We start from the raw sequence: 22,573 nt of genomic DNA, 5'->3' as shown, positions 1-22,573 counted from the left end.
CACACATGTTGATAGAATTTCACCCAAAATGAGAGGGTGAAGTTGATGCTGATTCACTATAACGGAAACATGCCACAGCTCCATTCATCTGTCTATGTGGCAGAAGGAGCAAAAATTGTCGGAAAAGTAACGATCGGTCAAGATTCCTCTGTATGGTTTAATGCCGTACTGCGCGGAGATATGGCGCCTATCATCATCGGTGAACGCTGCAATATTCAGGACGGTGTCGTGGGACATGTGAACACGGATCAGCCCCTGTTGCTGGCGGATGACATTTCGGTAGGTCATGCTGCAATAATCCACGGTTGTACGGTAGGCAAAGGCACTTTAATCGGTATGGGGGCCATTGTACTCAACGGAGCGGAGCTTGGTGAATATGCTTTAATAGGAGCAGGGTCGGTCGTTACGGAAAATACCAAAATACCACCCTATACTCTTTCTCTCGGTACACCTGCCAAAGTGGTGCGCGAATTGACAGATGCAGATTTGCAGCGGATGTCACGAACGGCACTCAGCTATGTGGCGAAAGGAAAAGAATATAGGATCTCTTAAACTCATGTTGGAGGTGCATCCTATGGATAAAATGAAGGTTACTTATGAAGTAATGTTGGGCCTGTCTGCTGAGATGGTTTTGGACGAGGCATTACGTAAACACCGGAGTGAAAAACTCTACAAGGATATTGATGAGGCGCTAGCCTCCGGAGATGAAGTAGCTTTTCGTCATCTTACGGATGAGCTGAAAGCAATGAGTTAGAACAATTTTAGGAACCCTAAGTTGGATTTCAGACAAATCGTTAGTTCGAGATTATAATCATCAAACCTGACTGTAGCGGCGGTCAGGTTTTTTTGATACGCTTGGATATGATATAGTCTTTGTAGGATGGAGCCTGTACAAGGTAACTGTCGTATGAACGGAGGATGAAGGACGTGTCGTTATCTTATTTGTGGAGCCGGTCGTTCTTGACGAGCCGGCCTTTTTTGTGGCTGCTGTTCTGGTGTAATTTTGTGGGAACAGTGTATGGGTACATATGGTATGGGGGGCAGTTGGAATATACACTAAATTATCACCCGTTGTGGCAGATTGTATTTGTGCCTGATAGTCCGACGGCGAGTCTGTTTTTTACGATCTCTATAGCATTTTTGCTCTATTCTCCGCATCTCAAGAGCTTAAAGGTCATTCGCCAGATCATGGAGGCGTTGGCTGTTGTCACGAGTGTAAAATATGGCATCTGGGCTTCGGCTATTATTTTTTGGGGAGTCGCGCAGGAGGGACACATGATATGGCAGGATTGGATGCTGGTGGCATCTCACACGGCAATGGCGGTCGAAGTGTTACTGTTCGTGCGTTTTTTCACCTGCAAATGGACTGCTTTATGCCTAGCTGCACTCTGGACATTGTTAAATGATACGATGGATTATACATTTGGCATATATCCGTATCTTCCGAAGACGCTAACGGATGATGTACCGCAAGTGCGCGCTTTTACCTATATGCTGACCCTTGTCAGTATCATAGCGACATGGCTTGCCATGTTTGGGCGCAATCGAATGGGAGTAGAAGTGGAGAAATAGAGATGAATATTGTTATAAGCCAAAAAAAATATATATTTAAAAAAGGAATCCGTGATGATCTTAAAATAAGAAAGAGCTTTAATCAATTAGCCAAACAAAGCTTTGGTTTTGATTTTGAGGCTTGGTATCAATTGGGCTTTTGGAATGATAAATATATCCCTTACGTACTTTTAGATGGGGAGGCTGTTGTGGCTAATGTATCTATAAGTCTGATGGATTTTTGTTTGTGGGGTGAAATAAGAAAGTATATCCAAATCGGAACTGTAATGACGGATACCAACTATAGAAATCAAGGGTTGATCCGGTTTTTAATAGAACGTGTATTAGAAGATTGGCAGGGCAACTGTGATGCTATGTATTTGTTCGCAAATGATAGTGTGAAGAATTTTTACCCTAAATTCGGGTTTGTTTCGGTACAAGAATATCAATTAAACCGGAAAGTAACCGCAAACAACGTAGACATTAAAGTTGAGAAATTGAACATGGAAGAGCAGTCGGATTTAAATTTACTCAAAAATAAAAGTGCTAGATTAAATCCGTATTCACTTTTTGCTGCGAAAAGTAGTGAATGGCTGGTCTTATTCTATGCCATCTCGTTTTTTAAAGATAAATTTTGGTATATACCTCAATACGATACGATTGTGGTTGCAGATTTTGAAGGGGATACGATGAATTGTTACGATATTTATGGAACGGGCGAAATTCCTATGGATATCATACTGTCAGCGGTAACGAAACAAGAAACGAAGAAGGTTGTTTTTGGCTTTACACCAAGAGAACAGGAAGGCTGCAATATTTCTCTGTTGAAACAGGAAGATACGACGCTATTTTATAAAACTAAAGATCAAAACACATGTAAAGAAAACCAACGAATGTTTCCTATTTTGTCCCGGGCATAATCCGGCTTCAAACGATTCGTCCTAAAGCAAGTTCTAGTCCCGGTAACCTTGCCATACAGTAAGGTGAGGAGGGATGTCCCATGTTTAGGGGTCAGGCGTTTCAAATTATGATACGTATTGTTTCGAGTGTTGTTTTATCTATGGTCCTACTGCTGTCTGTCTGCGTCCCTCCAGGTGTGGCAGAAGCGCGTGATCAGTCAAAACCCATAGGAAATACAAAAGAAATTGAGGAACTAGATCATGCAGCTGCGATACTGTACCGGGATGTCATGGACGGGAACATTGAAAAAGCGCGCGCGGATGTAGCCGAGGTGAGTCGATGGTTTGGCACCGGACAGGTGCAGGCAGCGTTATCTGTAGAGGCCATTCATGCTTTGTCCGGCAGCATCCTTGAGGTGCAGCAAGCTACTCAGTCCGTCCAAGCATCACCGGATGAGTGGGTGAAGGCTGCGGCCAATTTACGACTTGCGACCGATGCGCTTGCACATCCGCGTCAGCCTTTATGGCAGCAGTATTATAAGATTTTAAAAGAAGATGTTAGTGGCTTGAACAGCCAGTTTGCTAAAGGTAACATGAAGGGTTTCAAAGCTGGAGCCGCAGTGCTGGAGGACCACTATGAGACGATCCGTACAGCAGCATTGATTCATGGCAGAACAAGTGAAGTTGTCCGGGCTGATTCATGGATTTCCTACGTCAAAGGTTTGGGGGATCAGCAAAATGCAGATGCCTCAGCGATTAGAGGGGCGTTGGATCAGGGGAATCCGACGTTTAATGCCTTGTTTGGACGTGAAAAAGACGCCACTGCCCTGGCGCCATTTATCCCGCGTGAAAGTGAGCGCCGGGCAGAATTGGCAATCGGCATGATTGTTCTGCTGGCGCTGGTCTATGCAGGTTATCGTAAATATCGAGCTGGTCTCTCTGGATAACGATGCAAAATTCAAACATTCGCGTCGTTGGCTGCTGAGCCATCCATATAGGTTAGCCCATCGCCCGGATTTCCGGGCTATTCCTCTTTGAACCCCTCTCCATGTACATCATGCACATCCTGTATGATAATAAACGCCCGTGGATCAACCGATTTAACAATTTGGTGCAAACGTCGTATTTCCTGACGAGGCACGACACAATAGGCAACATGCTTGGCCTGCTTGGAAAATGCACCTACAGCCGGAATAATAGTAACTCCGCGATCCATGTCCCTAATAATAATATCCGCAATGTCCATCGTGTGGTCGCTGATAATCATAAAGGCTCTGGCGGAATAGGCCCCTTCTTGTATAAAATCAATAATCTTGGACGCGATGAACACGGCGACTAATGTATATAGAATTTTTTCTTTTGGTATGTAAAGTAGTGAAGCACCGATAATGACAATATCAATGACCAGCAGAATCCTTCCCATACTCCAGCCAAACTTCCGGTTTAGAATACGAGCGATAATATCCGAGCCGCCCGTGGTGCCGCCAAAGCGGAACACAATACCTAACCCGGCCCCAAGCGTAACCCCTGCATATAATGAAGAAAGTATAAAATCGTGTTCAGTCTGAAACGTTCCCATCCATCCGAAATGAATCATTTTTTCAAATAACCACAGAAAAAAAGTGAGCGACCCGATACCTACCCCTGTATATAGAATTTGCTTGCCCCCAAGCATTTTCCAACCAATTAAAAATAAAGGAATGTTCAGAAGTAATGTGGAGAGAGAGGGTGAAATCGAAAAAGCATAATTAAGCAGCAGGGTGATCCCTGTAATACCTCCTTCCATCAGTTTACTGGGTATAATAAAATAAAGCAGACCGAATGCATAAATGGCGGTCCCGAGCACAATGGATAAAATCATTTTAAGCTGTTCCATGGACTTGGATATCTTCATATAATCCCTCGCAGTAGCAGTTTAAGGAAGAACGACTTCATGCTGATTTTGCTAAATCGCAGCTCCTTATATGTAGTATACCTTTTTACGGTAGCTTTAAAAGACTGATGACTGTAAGTTGGGATCATAAGTACACAATTAAAAAAAATTTGTTTTAAAATGTGCTTTACGATAACATATGAATAAACCTGCACATGGGGGGATTGCGTGTTTCATGAAAAAATCATTAGATGAAATTCAACGTGAGGTAGACCAGTATATATCTCAATTTAAGGAAGGGTATTTTAGCCCTTTGGCGATGTTGGCCCGGATGTCTGAGGAAGTCGGGGAACTGGCGAGGGAGGTTAACCACTCCTTTGGCGAGAAACCAAAAAAAACGGATGAGGCGGACAATTCCATTGAGCTGGAGCTGGGGGACATTTTGTTCATCACAGTTTGCTTTGCGAACTCACTAGGTATAAATTTGACCGAGGCTCATGATAAGGTCATGCAAAAATTTAACACGCGTGACGCGAATCGTTGGACTAAAAAGGACACCGATTAGGCGTTTTGTACATATGCTGTACCAAACCGGTTACCCGGAGGTGCAGTGTCATGAAGGCGGAGGAATACGTTCAGAAAGCTTATCAGTGCATTTTGCAGAACGATTTTGAGCAGGCCGTGGAATGGTTTGAAAAAGCAATTTCAGCCCAGCCTGATCATGCGGAGCATTATTTCCGGTGCTCGGTTACCTATGCTCGCAGTGGTCGTTTGGAGCAGGCTCTTGCATATGCAGAGCATGCGGTTCGTCTCGCTCCACAGCAGGATGAATATGTTCTCCATCTGCATGCACAGGAAGCCAGGCAGCATACGGAGAAGGCCAGAAAAATGCTGGATGTCGACAGAGCTACGCCACAGGTGCGTCAGGATGCGATTTTACTACTGGAACGAGCAATAGCCCTCGATCCGTTATGTGGGGATGCTTTTTTGCTGCTCGCATTGATTTATGACGAATTGAATGAGTATAAGCTGGCTGTGCAGGCTGCTCGTGAGGCGGCTGCACTGTTTCCTCACAATGTGCAGCTTGCCAACCTCATGAAGAAGTTATGCCAGCAGATGAATGAACAGATCTAACACAAATGGATGCATAAGGAGTTGTAGGGATATGTCAGAACCAATAAAAGTGGCTGTTGTAGGAGCAGCAGGGCGTATGGGCCGTGAAGTTATCAAATTGGTTCTTCAGGATGAGGAACTACAGCTTGTGGCCGCAGTGAACAGAACACATGCCGGCAGTGATGCCGGCCTTCTCGTCGGACTACCGGAAGCGGGTATCGCTATTGTGGAGGATGTGGAGCAGGCATTACTGGATAGTCGTGCGGATGTCATGGTCGATTTTACGGGGCCGCGTTTTGCGTACGCACATACAGCGCTTGCTATCAAGCATGGAGTCCGTCCGGTTATCGGAACGACAGGGTTTACCCCCGAACAGATTGATGAACTGGACAAGCAGTGTCGTGAGCAGCAGATTGGCGGTCTGATCGCGCCAAACTTTTCGATTGGAGTCATTTTGATGATGCGGTTTGCGGCTCAGGCAGCGAAATACTTCCCACATCTGGAAATCATCGAATATCATGGTGACCAAAAATTGGACGCGCCATCGGGCACAGCCATTAAGACCGCAGAACTGATCGCCGAACAGCGTGAAGAGTTACGACAGGGTAACCCGGAAGAGGAAGAAACGTTAGAAGGATCACGGGGGGGTTACTATCAAGGGTTCCGTGTTCACAGTGTCCGTCTTCCCGGTGTGTTCGCACAGCAAGAAGTTATATTCGGAGGGTTTGGACAATCTCTGAAAATTCGTCAGGATTCTTATGAACGGGCGGGCTATATGCCGGGTGTTAAAATCGGTATTCAGAAAGTCATGGAGCAGCCAGGGCTTGTATATGGATTTGAGCATTACATCGATTAAGAATACGCGAATGATTTGACGAATGAAATTATAGAATGAGGCAGGAGGAACTTTGAATGTTAAAGATTGCATTTATAGCGCATGACCGAAAAAAGGATGAAATGGTAAATTTCATAACGGCCTATGAGCATGTTTTTACAGATCACCAGTTATTTTCAACAGGTACAACAGGTCTGCGCATTATGGAGCAAACCAAGCTTCAAATTCATCGTTTCATGTCCGGGCCGCTTGGAGGAGATCAGCAAATCGGGGCTATGGTTGCGCAAAATGACATGGACTTGATTATATTCTTGCGTGATCCGCTCATGGCACAACCGCATGAGCCGGACATTAGCGCCTTGTTACGTTTGTGTGACGTGCAGGGGATCCCTTTGGCAACTAACGTTGCAACTGCTGAAATACTGGTCAAAGCACTAGACCGTGGCGATTTTGCTTGGCGTGAGCTGGTACATAAATATAAACCGGGCATTGACCAGCAGGGTGATGTAAAATGACGCTGGACATCCTGATTTTCGGAGCCCATGCCGACGATGCAGAAATAGGAATGGGTGGCACGATTGCCAAGCATACAGCCGCTGGTTTAAAGGTGGGCGTGTGCGATTTGACGCGGGCTGAAATGTCATCCAATGGTGATGTGGATACTCGTATGTCAGAAGCTGAACATGCTTCGAAAGTGCTCGGGCTTGCTGTGCGTACGAATTTGGGTCTGCCTGATCGTGGATTAAATGTGACTCCTGAACATGTAGCTGCAGTTACAGCAGAAATTCGACGCCATGCACCTAAAGTTGTATTCGCTCCTTATTGGGAGGATCGGCATCCAGACCATGTCATGTGCAGCAAGTTGGTGGAGGAAGCGGTATTTAACGCCAAGTTGCGACGTTTTATGCCAGAAAATCCTGCGGTACAGGTAGAGCAATTATATTTTTATTTTATTAATGATATTGGCAGAACGGATTTGATTGTGGATATTACCGAGCATTATGAAGCCAAGGAACAGTCGTTGTTGAGTTATGCTTCGCAATTTCAGGCAACGCCTGGAAAGGATACAGTATCCACACCATTAAATCAGGGATATGTAGAACGCGTAAAAGCTCGTGATTCGTTGTTGGGTCAGCGCAAACTGATTTCGTATGCAGAAGGCTTTGCGTCCAAAACGCCATATCTGGTTAAGCTATTCACATAAGGATTTTGCAAAAAACCAATAAGCGACTTCCAATGATAAGATATAGATCGAAATGGTTTAGTTTGTCTATATCTTGTACTTCGGAGCGATTGGAATCGAATTTTGCAAAATCCTGACATAAGAATTCTATACTTGAGCATTTTGCAGAATGTTAAAATAAATCGGCAGAAAAGTTATCACTGATGGGCGGAAGGAGGCAGCTTAGCTTGAATGACAAACTGAAAATTGGAATTACCTGTTACCCGTCGCTGGGTGGCTCCGGCGTAGTGGCTACTGAGTTGGGTAAGTTGCTGGCAGAAAAAGGGCACGAGGTTCATTTTATTGCCAATAGCATTCCGTTCAGATTAGGCGGGGCGTTTCAAAAAAATATTTTTTATCATGAGGTTGAAGTTAACGATTATTACGTGTTTAGATATCCGCCATATGATTTGTCACTGGCGACCAAAATGGCCCAAGTCGCACAAATGAAGAATTTGGACGTACTCCATGTTCATTATGCGGTACCACATGCAGTATGCGCTTACTTGGCGAAGGAAATGGTGGGTGATCATCTGAAGGTGGTAACCACCTTGCATGGTACGGACATTACCGTGTTGGCACAGGATGAGTCGTTGAAGGACCTGATTCGGCTGGCTATTAACAAAAGTGACGCTGTGACAGCGGTTTCCAAGGATTTGATTCGGGAGACGATAGATGCGTTGGAAATTACACGGCCTATTGATTTAACCTACAATTTTGTAGATAAACGGGTATATTATCCACGAGATGCCGCTGCGCTTAGAAGTGATTTTGCCCAACCGCATGAAAAAATAATGATGCATATTTCCAATTTCCGTCCTGTCAAAAGGGTGGGAGATGTGTTGGATATATTTGAAAGAGTGCAACGTAAAGTACCTGCGAAGCTTCTGTTGGTGGGGGAAGGACCGGATCTTCCAAAAATCCGTTGCAAAATCGAGACTTTAGGTCTGCAAGATAAGGTCTTCTTTTTAGGTAAGCAGGATCAGATCGCAGAAGTGATTTCTATGGCGGATGTACTGCTGCTTCCCTCGGAAAAAGAAAGTTTTGGTCTGGTTGCGCTGGAAGCAATGGCCTGTGGAGTGCCGACAATCGGTTCTCAGGCAGGGGGAGTACCTGAACTCGTTGTGCATGGAACTACAGGGTATCTTGCTGAAATCGGTAATACGGAGGCAATGGCTGATTATGCAGTAGAGCTGTTGTCCGATGAAGCGATGGCGGAACGTTTCCGTGAAGCGTGTCTGACACGCGCCCGTACCGTTTTCTGTGATAAGCTGATTACCCGTCAATATGAAGAAATATATTACCGTGTGTTGGGACGCGAGGTGCCGGATCTTAAACCGATCAGCGTTTAAGGGGGCGGACTCGCGTCCGTTTTTTATATTGAATACTTGCAAAGGGGGAAACCCTGTGAATACAAATACTTGGCAATATGCTGACCAAGAGATGGCTCTTCATGGTAGAGAGGTCATACATACACTAACAGCAGCAGGACACGAAGCTTACTGGGTCGGTGGTTGTGTGCGGGATGAGCTATTAGGACGAGCTATTCATGATATGGATTTGACCACTTCGGCTGAGCCTGAACAGGTCATAGCGCTATTCCCTCACGTCATTCCGACAGGGATTCAGCATGGGACGGTTACGGTCATGCAGGGTGGTCATGCGTTCGAGGTGACCACTTTTCGTACGGAAAGCGGTTATGCCGATCACCGCCGTCCAACGGAAGTTGCCTTCGTGAAGGATATCCGTGAGGATCTGATGCGACGGGATTTTACTATGAATGCGATTGCGATGGCAGAACACGGAGAGCGGGTGGACCCGTTTGGGGGAGAAGCCGATTTACGAGCTGCTCTCGTTCGTTGTGTAGGCCGAGCCGAGGAACGCTTTGAGGAGGACGGGTTGCGGATGCTGCGTTGCATCCGTTTTGCCTCTGTATTTCGGTTCCGCGTTGCATTCAACACCTGGAAAGGTATGATTCGGCGCAGAGAGGGACTTCGTTACATAGCCATGGAACGTGTGCGGGTCGAGCTGGAAAAGATGCTGGCGGGCCCTGACCCTTTACGTGGGTTGGAGATGCTGGGGCGTAGCGGATTGCTCGGCTGTACGAAGGTTCCGGTTCCCTGGGAGCAATGTGAAGCACAAGCGCTCAAGGGGATCGTTCAACTGCAAGAAGAACTGCGGTGGGGCCTGCTCTTAATGTCTTGTAGACTTACCTCAGAGGTAGCTGACGAGCTACTAAGAGCTTGGACCTTCTCCAACGCGGTACGACTTCGGCTGGTTCATTTGCTGGAATGGGAGACCGAATTAATCTACAGTACTAGTGTCATAGCTGGCGACTCCGTTACGGAGGAGTCTGACATTATCAACGATGAGGCACTGCGTCGTAGCTGGATTCGACTGCTAATTAGACTGGGAAAGGATACAGCTTCAGACTGGCTTGATCTTTACAATACACTGCCTGCTTCATTCCGCGGATTACCGCCATGGGTAGAAAAGCATGTGGCGAAAACAGCCGAACTGGCAAGCTTGTGGACAAAGCAGGCTGTAGTCGTTCGTATCAAAGATTTAAATATTACAGGAAATGAACTGGTTCAGGAGATGAATCGACCAGGCGGACCTTGGCTGGGTCAGATGATGGAACAGCTTTTACAAGCTGTTGCCTGTGGAGATATTCCGAATGAAACAGAAACATTGCTTCAGGAAGCGAAACGGGTGATGAGTAGTGAATAATCATGAAAGATTGTTAGGCATACTGGAGGAAGGTACATCCGATTACGTATCAGGGGAGGAAATCAGCCGACGGCTCTCGGTTAGCCGAACAGCAGTATGGAAGCAGATCAACAAACTGCGTGAGTTGGGCTACAATATTGATGCCTCCTCGCGTCGGGGCTATCGGTTGATATCCCGACCGGATCGGCTAGAAGTCTCCAAATTGGCCGATATATTAAATACCCAATCGTTTGGCCAGCGTATCGTTGTACTGGATTCGACGGTATCCACTCAGCAGGATGCCATGCGTTTGGCAGAAGAGGGCGCGCCAGAGGGGACAGTAGTGCTTGCAGAGGAACAAACGGCAGGTCGGGGACGTCAGGGGCGGAAGTGGTATTCACCTCGTGGCAAAGGAGTCTGGTTGAGCATTGTGTTGCGCCCTACCCAGCCTTTGGCTTTTACCCCCCAGCTAACGCTACTTACAGGTGTAGCAGTGTGTAGAGCCATTCGTCGGCTGACGGGTGTGGAGGCTGGTATCAAATGGCCAAACGATCTGCTGATTCATGGTCGCAAAGTATCCGGTATTCTGTTGGAATCTGCAACAGAGGATCAACGGGTTCGCTATTGTATTGCAGGGATCGGCATTGACGTAAATTTGAATAAAGAAGATTACCCGGAAGAGTTATCGCAGGTGGGAACGTCATTGAAAATAGAAGCAGGGCGTGAAATTGACCGTACTGTGCTGATTGCCTCAGTGCTGGAAGAGATGGAACAGCTAAGTAAGTTGTATGCCGAGCAGGGGTTCCAGCCTATAGCCATGCTGTGGGAGGCTTTGTCCGTGACTATGAACCGTAGTGTACGGGCACATACCGGACAAGGGATAACTGTAGAAGGTACAGCTGTTGGCTTGGACCCTTCCGGGGCACTCGTGATAGAAACGGATCAGGGAGAGCGAATTCAGGTCATTTCAGGGGATATACAATTATAGAAGCGACCTTAGCTATGAAAACGACCGAAATCGTTCTATTCTCTGTGCAAAACTTCACGTGAAAAAGCTGATGTTTTTTGTTATACTGTGCAGGAGGCGGCATCGGACGGTCCGAGCTGCACTCCAGGGGCACATGCTCTACTTTAGCAAGTTTGTAAGACCATCATAACTTCATTTGAAGGTTACGTTGGATTCTGCTCTGAGCCGAACAGGACCGAGACAGAAGGGACGATCTCAAAATGAGTGTCTTTTTTGGCTGTTCGGACCTTTTGATGACGCAGATGTACAGGCGTTCATAAAAGGTTATTTTTTGTGCCAAAAAAAGATGGAAGGGAGCCATTCGCAATGGCAGGAAAACAAGCACTGAATATTGTGAAAATGAAAAAAATGAAGCAAGAGGGCATTCCGCTCAGTATGCTGACCGCCTATGATTATCCATCGGCTAAAATAGCCGAGGAGGCGGGAATTGACATGATTCTCGTAGGTGACTCGCTGGGTAACGTAGTTCTTGGTTACGATTCAACCATCCCTGTAACCTTGGATGATATCGTGTACCATTCCCGGGCAGTCGCAAGAGGCGCGGAACATACATTTATCGTAGCGGACATGCCTTTTATGACATATCACAGCAGCGTATCAGAAAGTCTTCAGGGCATCCGCCGTCTGATGCAGGAAGGACATGTGCATGCTGTTAAATTGGAGGGCGGAGCTGAAATTGCCGATGTCGTAAAAGCAACTGTTCAGGCAGGTGTGCCTGTATTGGGACATATCGGGCTTACTCCGCAATCGGTTAATCAAATTGGCGGCTATCGCATTCAAGGCAAGGACGAAGCGGACGCACGCCGGTTGATGGCGGACGCCAAGGCGCTGGAGCAGGCGGGTGCTTTTGGCGTTGTACTGGAATTGGTAACTGAGGAAGTGGCAACAGCGATTTCTAAAGAGCTTTCCATTCCAACCATTGGAATTGGTGCTGGACGTGGATGTGACGGTCAGGTACTTGTTTATCACGATCTGATTCAGTACGCATCGCCTTATTTCAGCAAACGCTTTGTTAAAACCTATGCCGATGTAGGCGGCTTGATCCGCAGCAGCATTGAGCAGTATGTGAGTGATGTGAAAGGGCGGGCATTTCCGGCCGCAGAGCATGTGTTCAGCGCGGATGACCGCGTTGTGGAATCCCTATACGGTAAGGCAAAAGGACAGACACAGGAACAAGCTAAGGAAAAGGTGGAATCTCGGTCATGATCATCGTAAGAGAAGTGGCTCAGCTGCGCAAGATTATTGCTGAACGTCGGCAGCTTGGGACAAACGGAGCAAAAACAATAAACGATTCTGCTTCTTTACAGCAACATAAAGTCGGCTTTGTACCAACAATGGGATACCTGCATGAAGGACATGCGAGCTTGATGCACAAGGCGCGTGAAATGGCAGATACGGTGGTGCTTAGCATTTTCGTAAATCCGATTCAATTTGGACCGAATGAAGATCTGGAAAGCTACCCCCGCGATGAAGCTCGTGATTTGGAGGTAGCACGGCGCGAGGGCGTGGATATTGTATTTTTGCCAACTGTAGCAGAAATGTATCCACAACCAACCCAAACCAAAATTCGTGTATCCGCTTTGACAGATCGCTTGTGCGGTGCCTCCCGTCCCGGCCATTTTGATGGTGTGACTACGGTGGTAGCCAAGCTTTTTAACATGATAGGTCCTGATTTGGCCTTTTTTGGAATGAAGGACGCGCAGCAGGTTGCTGTGCTCCAGCAGATGGTGACTGATCTCAATATGAACGTGACTATCGTACCTTGTCCCATCGTTAGAGAGGCGGATGGTTTGGCCCTCAGCTCCCGTAATGTGTATTTAAGTGCAGAACAGCGCGAGCAGGCGTTGGTGCTGTCCCAGTCACTGCGTAAGGTGCAAGAAGTGAGCGAAGATATTGTAACAAACACAATTACGATTCGTCAGCTACATCAAATGGTGGAGTCCACCATTACTTCCTCTCCTTTAGCAGACATTGATTACATTGAAATATTAACTTTTCCCGGTCTGGAGCCCCTTCTTCCCGAGCAACGGCTATGTGATGTTCAGGAAGACGTCATCGTAGCGCTGGCTGTGAAATTTGGCAATACCCGACTGATTGACAATATAAGAATACAGAAGGCGGAGGTGCTTTCCCATGTTTAGAACTATGATGAAATCCAAAATTCACCGCGCTACCGTTACGGAAGCTAACCTGAACTATGTGGGGAGTATCACTATAGATGAAGATCTCATGGAGACATCGGATCTGTTGGAGAATGAAAAGGTTCAAATTGTAAACAATAACAATGGAGCTCGACTGGAAACCTATGTTATCCCCGGACCGCGTGGGAGCGGAGTGATCTGTCTCAACGGTGCGGCAGCCCGTTTGGTGCAGCCTGGTGATACAGTCATTATTATTTCCTATGCTTCCATGTCGAATGAAGAGGCCAAAACATACAAACCAACAGTGGTATTTGTTGATGAACATAATAAACCAGCCCAAACGATGAACAAAGAAGTACACGCGACGATCATGTAATGAATGGGAGTGCGGATGAAACCCGTCTTTTAAGCGAAAAATGTGAGTGTATTAATCCATCTTTCATAAGGGCGGGATGCACATGTTCCAGCATGTATTCGCAGAAATGAACAGCATGTTAGATGATATCGTGAAGCATTACCCATCAGCCCAGGGCTCCCGCAGGCAGGAGCTGCTACAGCACTGGAGTCTGCTGCGGAGAATGAGTGACGGAATTATGGATGAGTGGCTGGCCTTTGAGGAAAAAATGGTTTGCTTGCGTGCGGCCGGATTTTCCGCAGAGACCGATATGTCTGACACTGAGCTGCCTGAAAAAGAGCTGCCAGCTTTTAATCGGGGGCAAGGGTATTATCGATTACTTATGTACCCTGAGGCGATCCAACAATTTGAGCAGGTACTACAGCATTTTCCGAACAGCTGGCAGAGTCGCATGTATATGGGAATGGCCTATTTTCAACTAGATGATCCAGCAGAGGCTGTATGCCATTTTCAGAAGGTGCTGGACCTGACTGAGCAGGCAGGACTAAAGGCGGTCATCTATAATGCGCTAGGCTGTCTGTTGGCAAAGCAGGCTGACGTAGAGGAGGCGCAAAAATGTTTTGCTCTCGCACATCAGTTCGATCCTGCGTTACCCGAGCCGCTGCACAATATGGAAGCCTGTTTGTCCGGTACCGAAATGCTTCGATACGACAGCTCCATGATGACCTGGATGTAGTTGTCAGACACCGAGTAAGACGATGCATGCCCACCTCCTCAGGCGGCGTGTGCATCGTCTTTTTTGGCTGTCTTAATTTCCAAACAGGCGATCTTCTGCTATGCTAATATATAGAGTTATTATTTTTGTAAGTGTCATAAGAAAGGATTAAGCCCGAATGAAATTTGCGGTATTGGATTTTGAAACGACAGGCACCCAGTCCGCGGATGACATCATTCAAGTCGGACTTGCAATTATAGATCATGATAACAGCATTTCCCGTGTTTACGGCTCTTATGTGAACCCTGGCAGATCTATTCCACCTTTTATCACTGGATTGACCGGAATTACAGACGATGACGTCAAGGATGCTCCTGCACTTGAAGAAATGATGATGGAGCTCGTGCCTATGCTGGACGATGTTGTGCTGGTCGGTCATAATGTGGCGTTTGATTTTAATTTTTTGCAAAACGCTCTGGATCGGTGCGGATATTTGCCGTTTAGCGGAAGAATCTTGGATACAATGGATTTTCTGAAAATTATGTTTCCATCGCTATCTTCGTATCAGTTGGGTTTTGTGTCTTCTGAGTTCGGGCTGGCGCATGATCGCCCTCACCAAGCAGACAGCGACGCGTTGGCTACGGCTGAGGTGTTTTTAAAGTGTCTGGGTGAGCTTCAAGCATTACCTCTGATAACGATACAGCGGCTTAGTGATTTGTTTGCAGAGGAAGACAGTGACCTTGGATGGTTTCTTGATGGGGTGCGTGAAGAGAAAGAGCTTGATCCTATTCAGGATTTGGAGGGACATCAGTTTTTTCGTCAACTTGCGCTAAAAGTGGAAGATTGGACGGAGCTAGCTGCACCGCGTAGAGAAGATGACCCGAATCCACTTTCAGGTGTTTCCTTTGAGGAGTACATGGATGATGTGCGGGACAATTTGCGTTCATCCTTGAGCCAATATGAGGAGCGCGAGGCGCAGATACAGATGATTGAGGGTGTAAATCAGGCACTGAGTGAAGACAAGCATCTGCTGATCGAAGCAGGTACAGGAACAGGAAAGTCTCTCGGTTATTTGCTCCCATCGCTGTATCACAGTGTAAAAAAAGGACAGCGCGTTATGGTAAGTACACATACGATCAACCTGCAGGAGCAATTACGCGAGCGCGACATTCCTATGCTGACCAAGGTGATTCCGTTTCCGTTCCGGGCTGCTATTTTCAAGGGTCGGGGACATTATTTGTGTCTGCGTAAGTTTGAACATAAAATAAACAGAAGAGACTTCGCGACACCGAAGGAAGACTTAATTACAGCGGCTCAGATGATCGTCTGGTTGACGCTAACAGAAACCGGTGATGATGAAGAACTGAATCTGAGCAACCGTGGAGGGGATTTCTGGGAAACGGTGGCGAGTGATTCAGAGTCCTGTCTTGGTCGTTCTTGTCCATGGTTCCGCAAATGTTATTATCATCGTGCACGCCATGAAGCAGGGATAGCGGATGTCGTTATTACGAATCACTCTAAGTTGTTCACAGACGTCAAAGCCAGTCACCAGTTGTTGCCGAGCTATGAACATCTGGTGATTGATGAAGCCCATCACCTGGAGGAAGTAGCTGGTAAGCACCTAGGTATGCATATGAAATATTTCACACTCGTGCATACACTGACGCGACTGTTCAAAGACAGCAAGAATGGACAACTGCCTTCACTTCGTCAACAGTTGGCAAAATCGGGGCACGAGAAGTCGGCGGATTGGGCTTCAACCATCGACCAGATGTATCCGCTCGTGTTAGAGGTTAAGGAAACTTGGGACCTGCTAAGCGACAAGCTGTTTGGCATGTTGCCAGAGCGAAGCGATGCGACACCGGGTGAAACAGGACAGTTTTCTTCCCGTCTCAAACCTTCGGCCAAGCCTGCAAAGTGGGATCAGGCGGGGGCTTTGGAAAATCAGCTATATGTAACGATGAGCGAAATTTTGCGTAAGGGCGACAAGCTGATGCTGGACGTCAAGGAAGAACATGACGATTATGCGGCAGATAGCCTTATTACAGATATCACGGGTCTGCTCAAGGATTTGGCGGGAATCCGAGAAAATTTGCGCTTTTTTATCCGACTCGATGATGAAACAACCGTATACTGGCTCGAAGCGAGTGGGCAATTCCGTAGTAAATCATTGCAATTTTATGCGGTGCCCGTCGATGTGAGCCGCCAGTTGAAAGAAATGTTTTTTGACAAAAAAAGAAGCATTATTCTGACGTCTGCTACCTTATCGGTAGATAAGTCGTTTCAGTACATGATCGATCAGCTCGGCTTGCAGGAGGCCGCAGATCAAGAGCGGCTGATGACTTCGCAGCTCCCGTCACCCTTTAATTACAGGGATCAGGTGTTGCTGGTCATTCCACGGGATTTCCCAAGCGTGAAGGGCAGTGTAGGAGATGCACACTTTGTAGATATGCTCGTTAGCTCTCTAGGAGCGACTGCTCAGGCGACGCGGGGGAGAATGCTCGTTCTGTTTACTTCCTATCGGATGCTCCGGCAAGTGTATGAGCCGCTCAAAGAGGCCTTAGCATCCAGCGAAATTACTGTGCTGGGACAAGGTGTGGACAGTGGGAGTCGCAGCAAGCTAACCCGCCGTTTTCAGGAAGCCAAAGCTTCTGTATTGCTGGGAACCAGCAGCTTCTGGGAAGGCGTCGATATTCCAGGAAAGGCTCTGACTTGTCTGGCCATTGTTCGCTTGCCGTTTCAACCGCCGAATCACCCGTTGCTGGAGGCAAAAAGCGAGCTGCTTCAGCAGCAGAAGAAGAATCCATTTATGAAGCTGTCTGTACCACAAGCGGTCATTCGCTTCAAACAGGGATTTGGTCGGTTAGTACGTACAGCGAGCGACCACGGGGTCGTTATCGTTTACGATACGCGTGTGATCGAATCCTATTACGGAAAGCACTTTTTGTACTCGTTACCGGGACCAAAAATGGAGCATATGCCATCGGAGCAAATGGTGCCCCGCATCGCCGAATGGCTCCAATCCGCCCCGGAGACAGAGGCATAACGGACGGACACTAAGTATGTTCGTTACAATTAGGGGGAGCAAGTATGAAATCAGATAAAATTTCAGAGGCTGTCGTACGGAGGTTACCCGTATATTTACGTTATCTGAATGCACTTCACAAACGGGAGGTGGCTACGGTCTCTTCTCAAGAGTTGGGACAGAGGCTAGATTTGAACCCGGCCCAAATCCGTAAAGATCTCGCCTATTTTGGAGATTTTGGTCGGAAGGGTATCGGTTATGATGTTTCTTATTTAATTGAGAAAATACGCCATATCCTGAAAATCGACCAGCAAATTAATGTCGTATTGGTCGGTGCGGGTAATCTGGGGCAAGCCCTTTCGAATTATAACGCTTATTTAAAAGACAATATGAAGATTGTCGCAGTATTTGATGCGTTTCCGGATAAGGTAGGGACCAAGATCAATACATTGGTCGTTCAACCGATGGATGAACTGGAAGCGACTGTGAAAGAAAAAAACATTCGAATCGGGATTATTACCGTACCTGATTTTGAAGCACAGCACGTGGCTGACAGGCTTATTGAGAGCGGAATTGGAGCGATCCTGAACTTTGCACCGACTACTCTCAAGGCACCGGCCAACATTCGGATTCATGCCACAGACTTTACAACTGATTTGCTTAGCCTCGCTTATTATTTGGAGGACGGAAAGGAAGAAACACAATATGACAGTGAATAAATGGATGATTAAAAACGGCTCTTTTGCCGTAAATGGATCAGAAGCTGGGGTAGTCCATGGTTTTATGATTGTGGAGGATAGCCGTATTACTTATATTGGCGAAACTTTGCCTGCGGGTGAGGAAGAGACGGAAGCGATCGATGGTAAGGGGCTATTGTTTTTACCTGGTCTGATTAATACTCATGGTCATGCGGCGATGTCTCTGCTGCGTGGGCATGGAGATGACTTGGCACTTCAAGTATGGCTTCAGGAGAAAATGTGGCCTATGGAAGCCAAGTTTACATCTACGGACGTGTACTGGGGTACGTCCTTGTCTGTGCTGGAAATGCTGAAAGGTGGAACAACGACCTTCCTGGATATGTACGATCATATGGATGAGGTGGCTCGTGTAGCTGAAGAGTCAGGTATTCGTGCAAGTCTGATGCGTGGAGCAATTGGACTTTGCTCGGAAGAAGAACAGCGAATCAAGCTGGCTGAGGCCGTGACTTTTGCGCGTAACTGGCATGGTAAAGCAGACGGGCGTATTACAACGATGATGTCTCCGCACGCGCCATACACATGTCCACCTGCGTTTATTGAAAAATTCGTACAAGCTGCGCATGATCTGGACTTGCCACTGCATACGCACATGTCTGAGACGATCGCCGAAGTGGAGCAAAACGTACGCGACTACGGTTTGCGTCCAGTTGCACACTTAGATAAGCTTGGCTTTTTCTCCCGTCCTTCGCTTGTTGCCCATGGCGTTCATTTGAACGACGAAGAAATAGCTTTACTGGCTGAACGTGGTGTAGCGGTTTCGCATAATCCGGGTAGCAACTTGAAGCTGGCAAGTGGTGTGGCCAGAGTGCCTGAATTGCTGCGTGCAGGGGTTACTGTTTCTCTCGGAACGGATGGTCCTGCCAGCAATAATAACCTGGATATGTTCGAGGAAATGCGTCTGGCGGCACTTATTCACAAGGGTGTATCCGGTGACCCTACGGCAGTTCCTGCAAGTGAAGCGCTGCGTCTGGCAACAGAATACGGTGCAAAGTCGATTGGTTTAAAAGAAGTAGGAGCGTTGGCAGCAGGCAACAAGGCTGACTTTATCGCGTTGGATCTGAATCAGGCACATTTCTTGCCGCGTACAGATCTTATTTCCCATGCGGTATACTCTGCAAGCGCCAAGGACGTGGCTCATGTGTGGGTAGACGGTCGCCAGGTTGTGAAAAACGGCGAATGCCTGACTATGGACGAGGAACGTATCAAACATGAGGCACAAGCCGCCTTTGAAGGGCTGCTGTCGCGCTAATTTAGGTGTCACATCCCCTTAGAGAGGAAGCACAGGTTTGAAAAATAAGAAAAAATGGATAGCGGTCGCCATTTTGGCCGTGATACTGATCCTGGTCAGCATTTTCTGGTATTATTCCTATGTTACTCAAGACCAGGTGGCTGAGAAAAATGCCGCTATCATTAAGGCCAAGCAATCAGGTGGTCTGGTTAGCACGACTCAAACATGGAAGTCTGTGTGGGATCAGGTATATTGGGTGGTTCAAGGGAAAAATGCACAGAATGAAAATATAATGGTGTGGGTTCCTTTTCAAAAAGTGGAAGGACAACCTAACGTACCTGTCGCAGATAATAGCGGTGTTCACACCGAGTTGCTGAAGAACGGAGTCGATGAGCAAAAAATGACGGCAATAATTCAGCAGCAGCTTCCAGGTGCAAAAATTGTAAGGCTTCAGCCGAGTGTGTTCAATGGCGAATATGTGTGGCAGTTGTTTTACGATGATGGAAGTCATCATTACTACACCTTTTATCGTTTCTCAGATGGGGTAGCGACGGGTGTGAAATATACTTTGCCCAATAACTGAGCTGGTTGAGGATTAGCAGATGTGGAATGAATGACTAGTAAATGATTAAAAGCTCAAGAAAAAGACGTAAATACGACAAAATTCGTATTTACGTCTTTTAGTTTTGCTATGCCGTAAAGCTGGCTGAAAGCCAGTGAAGCATCTTTACCTATCCATCTTCTCTCCTAGGTCAAATTCATCTTTGTGGCGGGCAACAGCGATCGTAAGATCAAATCCTACACGCAGCGTCTCGCCTCCACCATAACCAAAGATTTTGCCTCATCACAACTCCTCCACACATTGCCTTCGATATTAGATATACGTTATGATATACTATATTTTATAAGTGATAGGCAAAAATGATAGAAAAAAGAATTGCTGATCACTATAAGATCATGCAATTTGGTTGTTTGTTGACATTCGTCCCGTTTCTTCTGGGTTTTACATTTTGAGAGGAGGATGTTGTTTGAAATTGCGTGTAGTTCCTATCGTTGTGGCGGCAGTTTTGGCAGCTTTGCTGCTATTTGGGGGATGGTTCATTTACCGTCAGGTTACAATGCAAAGTCCTCTGGAAAAACTGGTATCTCAATATCCAGGCGTGACAAGCGCTCAAATAGATATTAAACAGGATCAGGTTGTATTGAAACTAGATCTCAAACCGCAGGCGGATGTGGCCAGATTGGTCGATGTGGTTAAGCAAAAAGGACAATCCATCATTGGCAGCCGCACCATTAAGTTGGATATCGCAGATCGTTCCAATTCAGCACTGAATCAATGGTGGTCTGAGGCTATGTTTCCTGTGGCCGAAGCGATGGAAAATAAAAAGTATACTCAAATTTCATCTACAGTTGAGCAGATGAAAAAGAAAAAGACGGGTATCAAAGCTGATACCGACATGGATTCGAACAATGTCTATATCCGACTCAGCGAAGGTAAAGCGACCAAGTTTATCGTTTTGCCACGTCAATCTCAGCAAATGGGGGTATGGCCTAATGCCTAGATGGATTAAGGAAATATTAATCGGCATTGTGCCGGTAACCATTATATTTCTCGTTTTTATTGGGGTAAATATTATCCCTCTTCTGGTTGCTGGCGTGATGTTCAGCGGCTTGTTAATGCTCATGCATGCGCGTGGCGGTTTGGCCGTAGGTGCTGGGCAAGAGCGTAAACGTAAAAAAAATGGTCCGGACAAGCTGACTTTTGAGGAAATCGGTGGGCAAGAAAGCGCTAAGCAGGAACTGCGCGAGGCCCTGGATTTTTTGAATCGACATGATGAAATTTCCAAGTTTGGTATCCGTCCATTAAAAGGCGTTTTGCTCACTGGTCCTCCGGGAACAGGAAAAACGCTGATGGCGAAGGCAGCGGCACACTACACTAATTCTGTATTTGTTGCAGCCTCAGGTAGTGAATTTGTTGAAATGTACGTTGGTGTTGGAGCGGGTCGTGTCCGTGAGTTGTTTCGGGAGGCGCGTACTCGTGCAGCCAAGGAAAAGAAGGAAAATGCAATTATTTTTATTGACGAAATCGATGTAATTGGTGGTAAACGTGAGGGTGGACAGCAACGAGAATATGATCAGACTTTGAATCAGTTACTGACAGAAATGGATGGTATTTATTCCGCAGATACACCGCGGATTTTGATCATTGCGGCAACAAACCGTAAAGAAATGCTGGACAGCGCCTTAACGCGTCCAGGGCGTTTTGATCGTCATATTCAAGTGGATCTGCCTGACAAGAAGGGCCGTCTTCATATTCTAAAAATTCATGCCAAAAACAAACCGATTCAGGAAGATGCAAATCTGGACAAAATTGCTGAGGAATCTTACGGGTTTTCCGGCGCACAGCTGGAGAGCGTGATGAATGAAGCGGCAATCTATGCGATGAGACAGGATCAGAAAATGATTGCGCAGAAGCATCTGTCGATGGCGATTGACAAAGTGATGATGGGTGAAAAGACAGACCGAGAATCGACCTTGGAAGAGAAAAAACGTGTAGCGATTCATGAACTAGGACATGCTATTATGGCCGAAATTGTTCGTCCCGGTAGCGTAAGCCAGGTAGCACTTAGCCCACGTGGGAAAGCGCTTGGCTATGTGCGCCACAATCCACAGCAAGAGCATTATTTATACACCAAGCAGTTCCTGGAGGAGCAAATTATGATCTCGCTCGCAGGGGCTACGGCGGAAGAAATGTACTATGGCGGTCGCAGTACTGGCTCAAGTAATGATTTTGAGCAGGCGCTGAACATCGTTCATACGATGATGACTTCCGGTTTGACTTCACTTGGCATTATTAACATGGAAATGGTAACCAAAGAAGAACTCATGCGGGAAAATGGCGAGATTATGGCTGACCTGCATACCCGAACTTTGGAGCTGCTGGAAAAGCATCGTCCTGTGTTCGACAACTCACTTGACATCCTGATGAAGGAAGAAACTCTGTCTGGAGACCAATTTAGATGTCAATTTAGTGAAAATGCTTTATTACCAGCATAATTTTTTATGCTGGTTATTTTTTTTTACTTTTAGTCCGTGCTAAGATATTATTATCTATTGGGACA

At 46.6% G+C, this 22,573-nt stretch carries 24 protein-coding genes; 23 read left to right on the top strand and 1 reads right to left on the bottom strand.

Annotation, left to right across the window (positions count from 1 at the left end; genetic code table 11):
• Nucleotides 1–45 precede the first annotated feature (45 nt).
• From NSS66_RS08415 to NSS66_RS08395, 5 genes are all read left to right on the top strand, one after another.
• Nucleotides 46–552 carry a gamma carbonic anhydrase family protein gene (locus tag NSS66_RS08415; RefSeq protein ID WP_025723088.1) on the top strand — a complete coding sequence of 169 codons (507 nt, stop codon included), beginning with the start codon at nucleotides 46–48 and terminating at the stop codon, nucleotides 550–552.
• Between the two features lie 22 nt (nucleotides 553–574).
• The gene (locus tag NSS66_RS08410; RefSeq protein WP_013371655.1) at nucleotides 575–754 is read left to right on the top strand and encodes an IDEAL domain-containing protein; all 180 of its coding nucleotides are present in this window, start codon (nucleotides 575–577) and stop codon (nucleotides 752–754) included.
• Between the two features lie 173 nt (nucleotides 755–927).
• Nucleotides 928–1,572, top strand: a complete 645-nt coding sequence (locus NSS66_RS08405) for a DUF1405 domain-containing protein (RefSeq protein WP_340958754.1) — start codon at nucleotides 928–930, stop codon at nucleotides 1,570–1,572.
• A 2-nt stretch (nucleotides 1,573–1,574) separates the two neighbouring features.
• Nucleotides 1,575–2,471 (top strand): GNAT family N-acetyltransferase, encoded by an 897-nt coding sequence (locus NSS66_RS08400; protein ID WP_340958753.1) that lies wholly within the window; start codon nucleotides 1,575–1,577, stop codon nucleotides 2,469–2,471.
• Between the two features lie 80 nt (nucleotides 2,472–2,551).
• Nucleotides 2,552–3,397, top strand: coding sequence for a sporulation protein YpjB (locus NSS66_RS08395; protein ID WP_023989150.1), 846 nt, complete (start codon nucleotides 2,552–2,554; stop codon nucleotides 3,395–3,397).
• Nucleotides 3,398–3,474: 77 nt separating this feature from the next.
• Here the strand turns inward: NSS66_RS08395 and NSS66_RS08390 are convergent, their stop codons facing one another.
• Nucleotides 3,475–4,344 carry a YitT family protein gene (locus tag NSS66_RS08390; RefSeq protein WP_023989149.1) on the bottom strand — a complete coding sequence of 290 codons (870 nt, stop codon included), beginning with the start codon at nucleotides 4,342–4,344 and terminating at the stop codon, nucleotides 3,475–3,477.
• Between the two features lie 214 nt (nucleotides 4,345–4,558).
• On the opposite strand from NSS66_RS08390, the gene NSS66_RS08385 reads away from it, so the two are divergent.
• From NSS66_RS08385 to NSS66_RS08300, 18 genes are all read left to right on the top strand, one after another.
• The gene (locus NSS66_RS08385; protein ID WP_340958751.1) at nucleotides 4,559–4,888 is read left to right on the top strand and encodes a nucleotide pyrophosphohydrolase; all 330 of its coding nucleotides are present in this window, start codon (nucleotides 4,559–4,561) and stop codon (nucleotides 4,886–4,888) included.
• A gap of 50 nt (nucleotides 4,889–4,938) precedes the next feature.
• On the top strand, nucleotides 4,939–5,457 hold the full coding sequence (locus NSS66_RS08380; RefSeq protein ID WP_013310696.1) for a tetratricopeptide repeat protein: 519 nt from the start codon (nucleotides 4,939–4,941) through the stop codon (nucleotides 5,455–5,457).
• A gap of 31 nt (nucleotides 5,458–5,488) precedes the next feature.
• Complete coding sequence (gene dapB, locus NSS66_RS08375; protein WP_076295289.1) at nucleotides 5,489–6,292, top strand: 4-hydroxy-tetrahydrodipicolinate reductase; 804 nt, start codon at nucleotides 5,489–5,491, stop codon at nucleotides 6,290–6,292.
• 56 nt (nucleotides 6,293–6,348) lie between these two features.
• The gene (gene mgsA, locus NSS66_RS08370; protein ID WP_023989145.1) at nucleotides 6,349–6,786 is read left to right on the top strand and encodes a methylglyoxal synthase; all 438 of its coding nucleotides are present in this window, start codon (nucleotides 6,349–6,351) and stop codon (nucleotides 6,784–6,786) included.
• A complete protein-coding gene (gene bshB1, locus NSS66_RS08365) occupies nucleotides 6,783–7,475 on the top strand; it encodes a bacillithiol biosynthesis deacetylase BshB1 (protein ID WP_023989144.1) in 693 nt (230 codons plus the stop codon). Before mgsA ends, bshB1 begins: the two co-directional genes overlap by 4 nt.
• Nucleotides 7,476–7,681: 206 nt before the next feature.
• Nucleotides 7,682–8,845, top strand: a complete 1,164-nt coding sequence (gene bshA, locus NSS66_RS08360; RefSeq protein ID WP_023989143.1) for an N-acetyl-alpha-D-glucosaminyl L-malate synthase BshA — start codon at nucleotides 7,682–7,684, stop codon at nucleotides 8,843–8,845.
• Nucleotides 8,846–8,900: 55 nt separating this feature from the next.
• Nucleotides 8,901–10,223 (top strand): CCA tRNA nucleotidyltransferase, encoded by a 1,323-nt coding sequence (locus NSS66_RS08355; RefSeq protein ID WP_053325665.1) that lies wholly within the window; start codon nucleotides 8,901–8,903, stop codon nucleotides 10,221–10,223.
• Nucleotides 10,216–11,190, top strand: a complete 975-nt coding sequence (locus tag NSS66_RS08350; RefSeq protein WP_069079761.1) for a biotin--[acetyl-CoA-carboxylase] ligase — start codon at nucleotides 10,216–10,218, stop codon at nucleotides 11,188–11,190. The genes NSS66_RS08355 and NSS66_RS08350 overlap by 8 nt, the downstream gene beginning before the upstream one ends.
• Nucleotides 11,191–11,535: 345 nt before the next feature.
• On the top strand, nucleotides 11,536–12,435 hold the full coding sequence (gene panB / locus NSS66_RS08345) for a 3-methyl-2-oxobutanoate hydroxymethyltransferase (protein ID WP_023989139.1): 900 nt from the start codon (nucleotides 11,536–11,538) through the stop codon (nucleotides 12,433–12,435).
• Nucleotides 12,432–13,370: a pantoate--beta-alanine ligase gene (gene panC / locus NSS66_RS08340; protein ID WP_023989138.1), complete on the top strand. Its 939-nt coding sequence runs from the start codon at nucleotides 12,432–12,434 to the stop codon at nucleotides 13,368–13,370. The genes panB and panC overlap by 4 nt, the downstream gene beginning before the upstream one ends.
• Complete coding sequence (panD, locus tag NSS66_RS08335; protein WP_013371641.1) at nucleotides 13,363–13,746, top strand: aspartate 1-decarboxylase; 384 nt, start codon at nucleotides 13,363–13,365, stop codon at nucleotides 13,744–13,746. Before panC ends, panD begins: the two co-directional genes overlap by 8 nt.
• An 82-nt stretch (nucleotides 13,747–13,828) precedes the next feature.
• The gene (locus NSS66_RS08330) at nucleotides 13,829–14,461 is read left to right on the top strand and encodes a tetratricopeptide repeat protein (protein ID WP_023989137.1); all 633 of its coding nucleotides are present in this window, start codon (nucleotides 13,829–13,831) and stop codon (nucleotides 14,459–14,461) included.
• 157 nt (nucleotides 14,462–14,618) lie between these two features.
• Nucleotides 14,619–17,486: an ATP-dependent DNA helicase DinG gene (gene dinG, locus NSS66_RS08325; protein WP_053325663.1), complete on the top strand. Its 2,868-nt coding sequence runs from the start codon at nucleotides 14,619–14,621 to the stop codon at nucleotides 17,484–17,486.
• 44 nt (nucleotides 17,487–17,530) lie between these two features.
• Nucleotides 17,531–18,184: a redox-sensing transcriptional repressor Rex gene (locus NSS66_RS08320; protein ID WP_013310684.1), complete on the top strand. Its 654-nt coding sequence runs from the start codon at nucleotides 17,531–17,533 to the stop codon at nucleotides 18,182–18,184.
• On the top strand, nucleotides 18,171–19,472 hold the full coding sequence (locus tag NSS66_RS08315; protein WP_023989134.1) for an amidohydrolase: 1,302 nt from the start codon (nucleotides 18,171–18,173) through the stop codon (nucleotides 19,470–19,472). Before NSS66_RS08320 ends, NSS66_RS08315 begins: the two co-directional genes overlap by 14 nt.
• 37 nt (nucleotides 19,473–19,509) lie before the next feature.
• Nucleotides 19,510–20,034 carry a cell wall elongation regulator TseB-like domain-containing protein gene (locus tag NSS66_RS08310; protein WP_069079760.1) on the top strand — a complete coding sequence of 175 codons (525 nt, stop codon included), beginning with the start codon at nucleotides 19,510–19,512 and terminating at the stop codon, nucleotides 20,032–20,034.
• A 445-nt stretch (nucleotides 20,035–20,479) separates the two neighbouring features.
• Nucleotides 20,480–21,013, top strand: a complete 534-nt coding sequence (locus NSS66_RS08305; RefSeq protein ID WP_053325660.1) for a hypothetical protein — start codon at nucleotides 20,480–20,482, stop codon at nucleotides 21,011–21,013.
• Nucleotides 21,006–22,508, top strand: a complete 1,503-nt coding sequence (locus tag NSS66_RS08300) for an AAA family ATPase (RefSeq protein WP_069079759.1) — start codon at nucleotides 21,006–21,008, stop codon at nucleotides 22,506–22,508. The genes NSS66_RS08305 and NSS66_RS08300 overlap by 8 nt, the downstream gene beginning before the upstream one ends.
• Nucleotides 22,509–22,573 lie beyond the last annotated feature (65 nt).

The sequence above is a fragment of the Paenibacillus sp. FSL R10-2748 genome (assembly GCF_038005565.1).
GTDB classification, from domain to species: Bacteria; Bacillota; Bacilli; order Paenibacillales; family Paenibacillaceae; genus Paenibacillus; species Paenibacillus polymyxa_B.
Note: the sequence above shows the minus strand (reverse complement) of the source record. Positions and strands in the feature narration are given on the sequence as shown.

What these genes read in the sequence shown, in the direction of transcription:
- NSS66_RS08415 (WP_025723088.1), top strand. Translation starts at nt 46, where the DNA reads ATGCTGATTCACTATAACGGAAACATGCCACAGCTCCATTCATCTGTC.
- NSS66_RS08410 (WP_013371655.1), top strand. Translation starts at nt 575, where the DNA reads ATGGATAAAATGAAGGTTACTTATGAAGTAATGTTGGGCCTGTCTGCT.
- NSS66_RS08400 (WP_340958753.1), top strand. Translation starts at nt 1,575, where the DNA reads ATGAATATTGTTATAAGCCAAAAAAAATATATATTTAAAAAAGGAATC.
- NSS66_RS08395 (WP_023989150.1), top strand. Translation starts at nt 2,552, where the DNA reads ATGTTTAGGGGTCAGGCGTTTCAAATTATGATACGTATTGTTTCGAGT.
- NSS66_RS08390 (WP_023989149.1), bottom strand. Translation starts at nt 4,344, where the DNA reads ATGAAGATATCCAAGTCCATGGAACAGCTTAAAATGATTTTATCCATT.
- NSS66_RS08385 (WP_340958751.1), top strand. Translation starts at nt 4,559, where the DNA reads ATGAAAAAATCATTAGATGAAATTCAACGTGAGGTAGACCAGTATATA.
- NSS66_RS08380 (WP_013310696.1), top strand. Translation starts at nt 4,939, where the DNA reads ATGAAGGCGGAGGAATACGTTCAGAAAGCTTATCAGTGCATTTTGCAG.
- dapB (WP_076295289.1), top strand. Translation starts at nt 5,489, where the DNA reads ATGTCAGAACCAATAAAAGTGGCTGTTGTAGGAGCAGCAGGGCGTATG.
- mgsA (WP_023989145.1), top strand. Translation starts at nt 6,349, where the DNA reads ATGTTAAAGATTGCATTTATAGCGCATGACCGAAAAAAGGATGAAATG.
- bshB1 (WP_023989144.1), top strand. Translation starts at nt 6,783, where the DNA reads ATGACGCTGGACATCCTGATTTTCGGAGCCCATGCCGACGATGCAGAA.
- panB (WP_023989139.1), top strand. Translation starts at nt 11,536, where the DNA reads ATGGCAGGAAAACAAGCACTGAATATTGTGAAAATGAAAAAAATGAAG.
- panC (WP_023989138.1), top strand. Translation starts at nt 12,432, where the DNA reads ATGATCATCGTAAGAGAAGTGGCTCAGCTGCGCAAGATTATTGCTGAA.
- panD (WP_013371641.1), top strand. Translation starts at nt 13,363, where the DNA reads ATGTTTAGAACTATGATGAAATCCAAAATTCACCGCGCTACCGTTACG.
- NSS66_RS08330 (WP_023989137.1), top strand. Translation starts at nt 13,829, where the DNA reads ATGTTCCAGCATGTATTCGCAGAAATGAACAGCATGTTAGATGATATC.
- dinG (WP_053325663.1), top strand. Translation starts at nt 14,619, where the DNA reads ATGAAATTTGCGGTATTGGATTTTGAAACGACAGGCACCCAGTCCGCG.
- NSS66_RS08320 (WP_013310684.1), top strand. Translation starts at nt 17,531, where the DNA reads ATGAAATCAGATAAAATTTCAGAGGCTGTCGTACGGAGGTTACCCGTA.
- NSS66_RS08315 (WP_023989134.1), top strand. Translation starts at nt 18,171, where the DNA reads ATGACAGTGAATAAATGGATGATTAAAAACGGCTCTTTTGCCGTAAAT.
- NSS66_RS08300 (WP_069079759.1), top strand. Translation starts at nt 21,006, where the DNA reads ATGCCTAGATGGATTAAGGAAATATTAATCGGCATTGTGCCGGTAACC.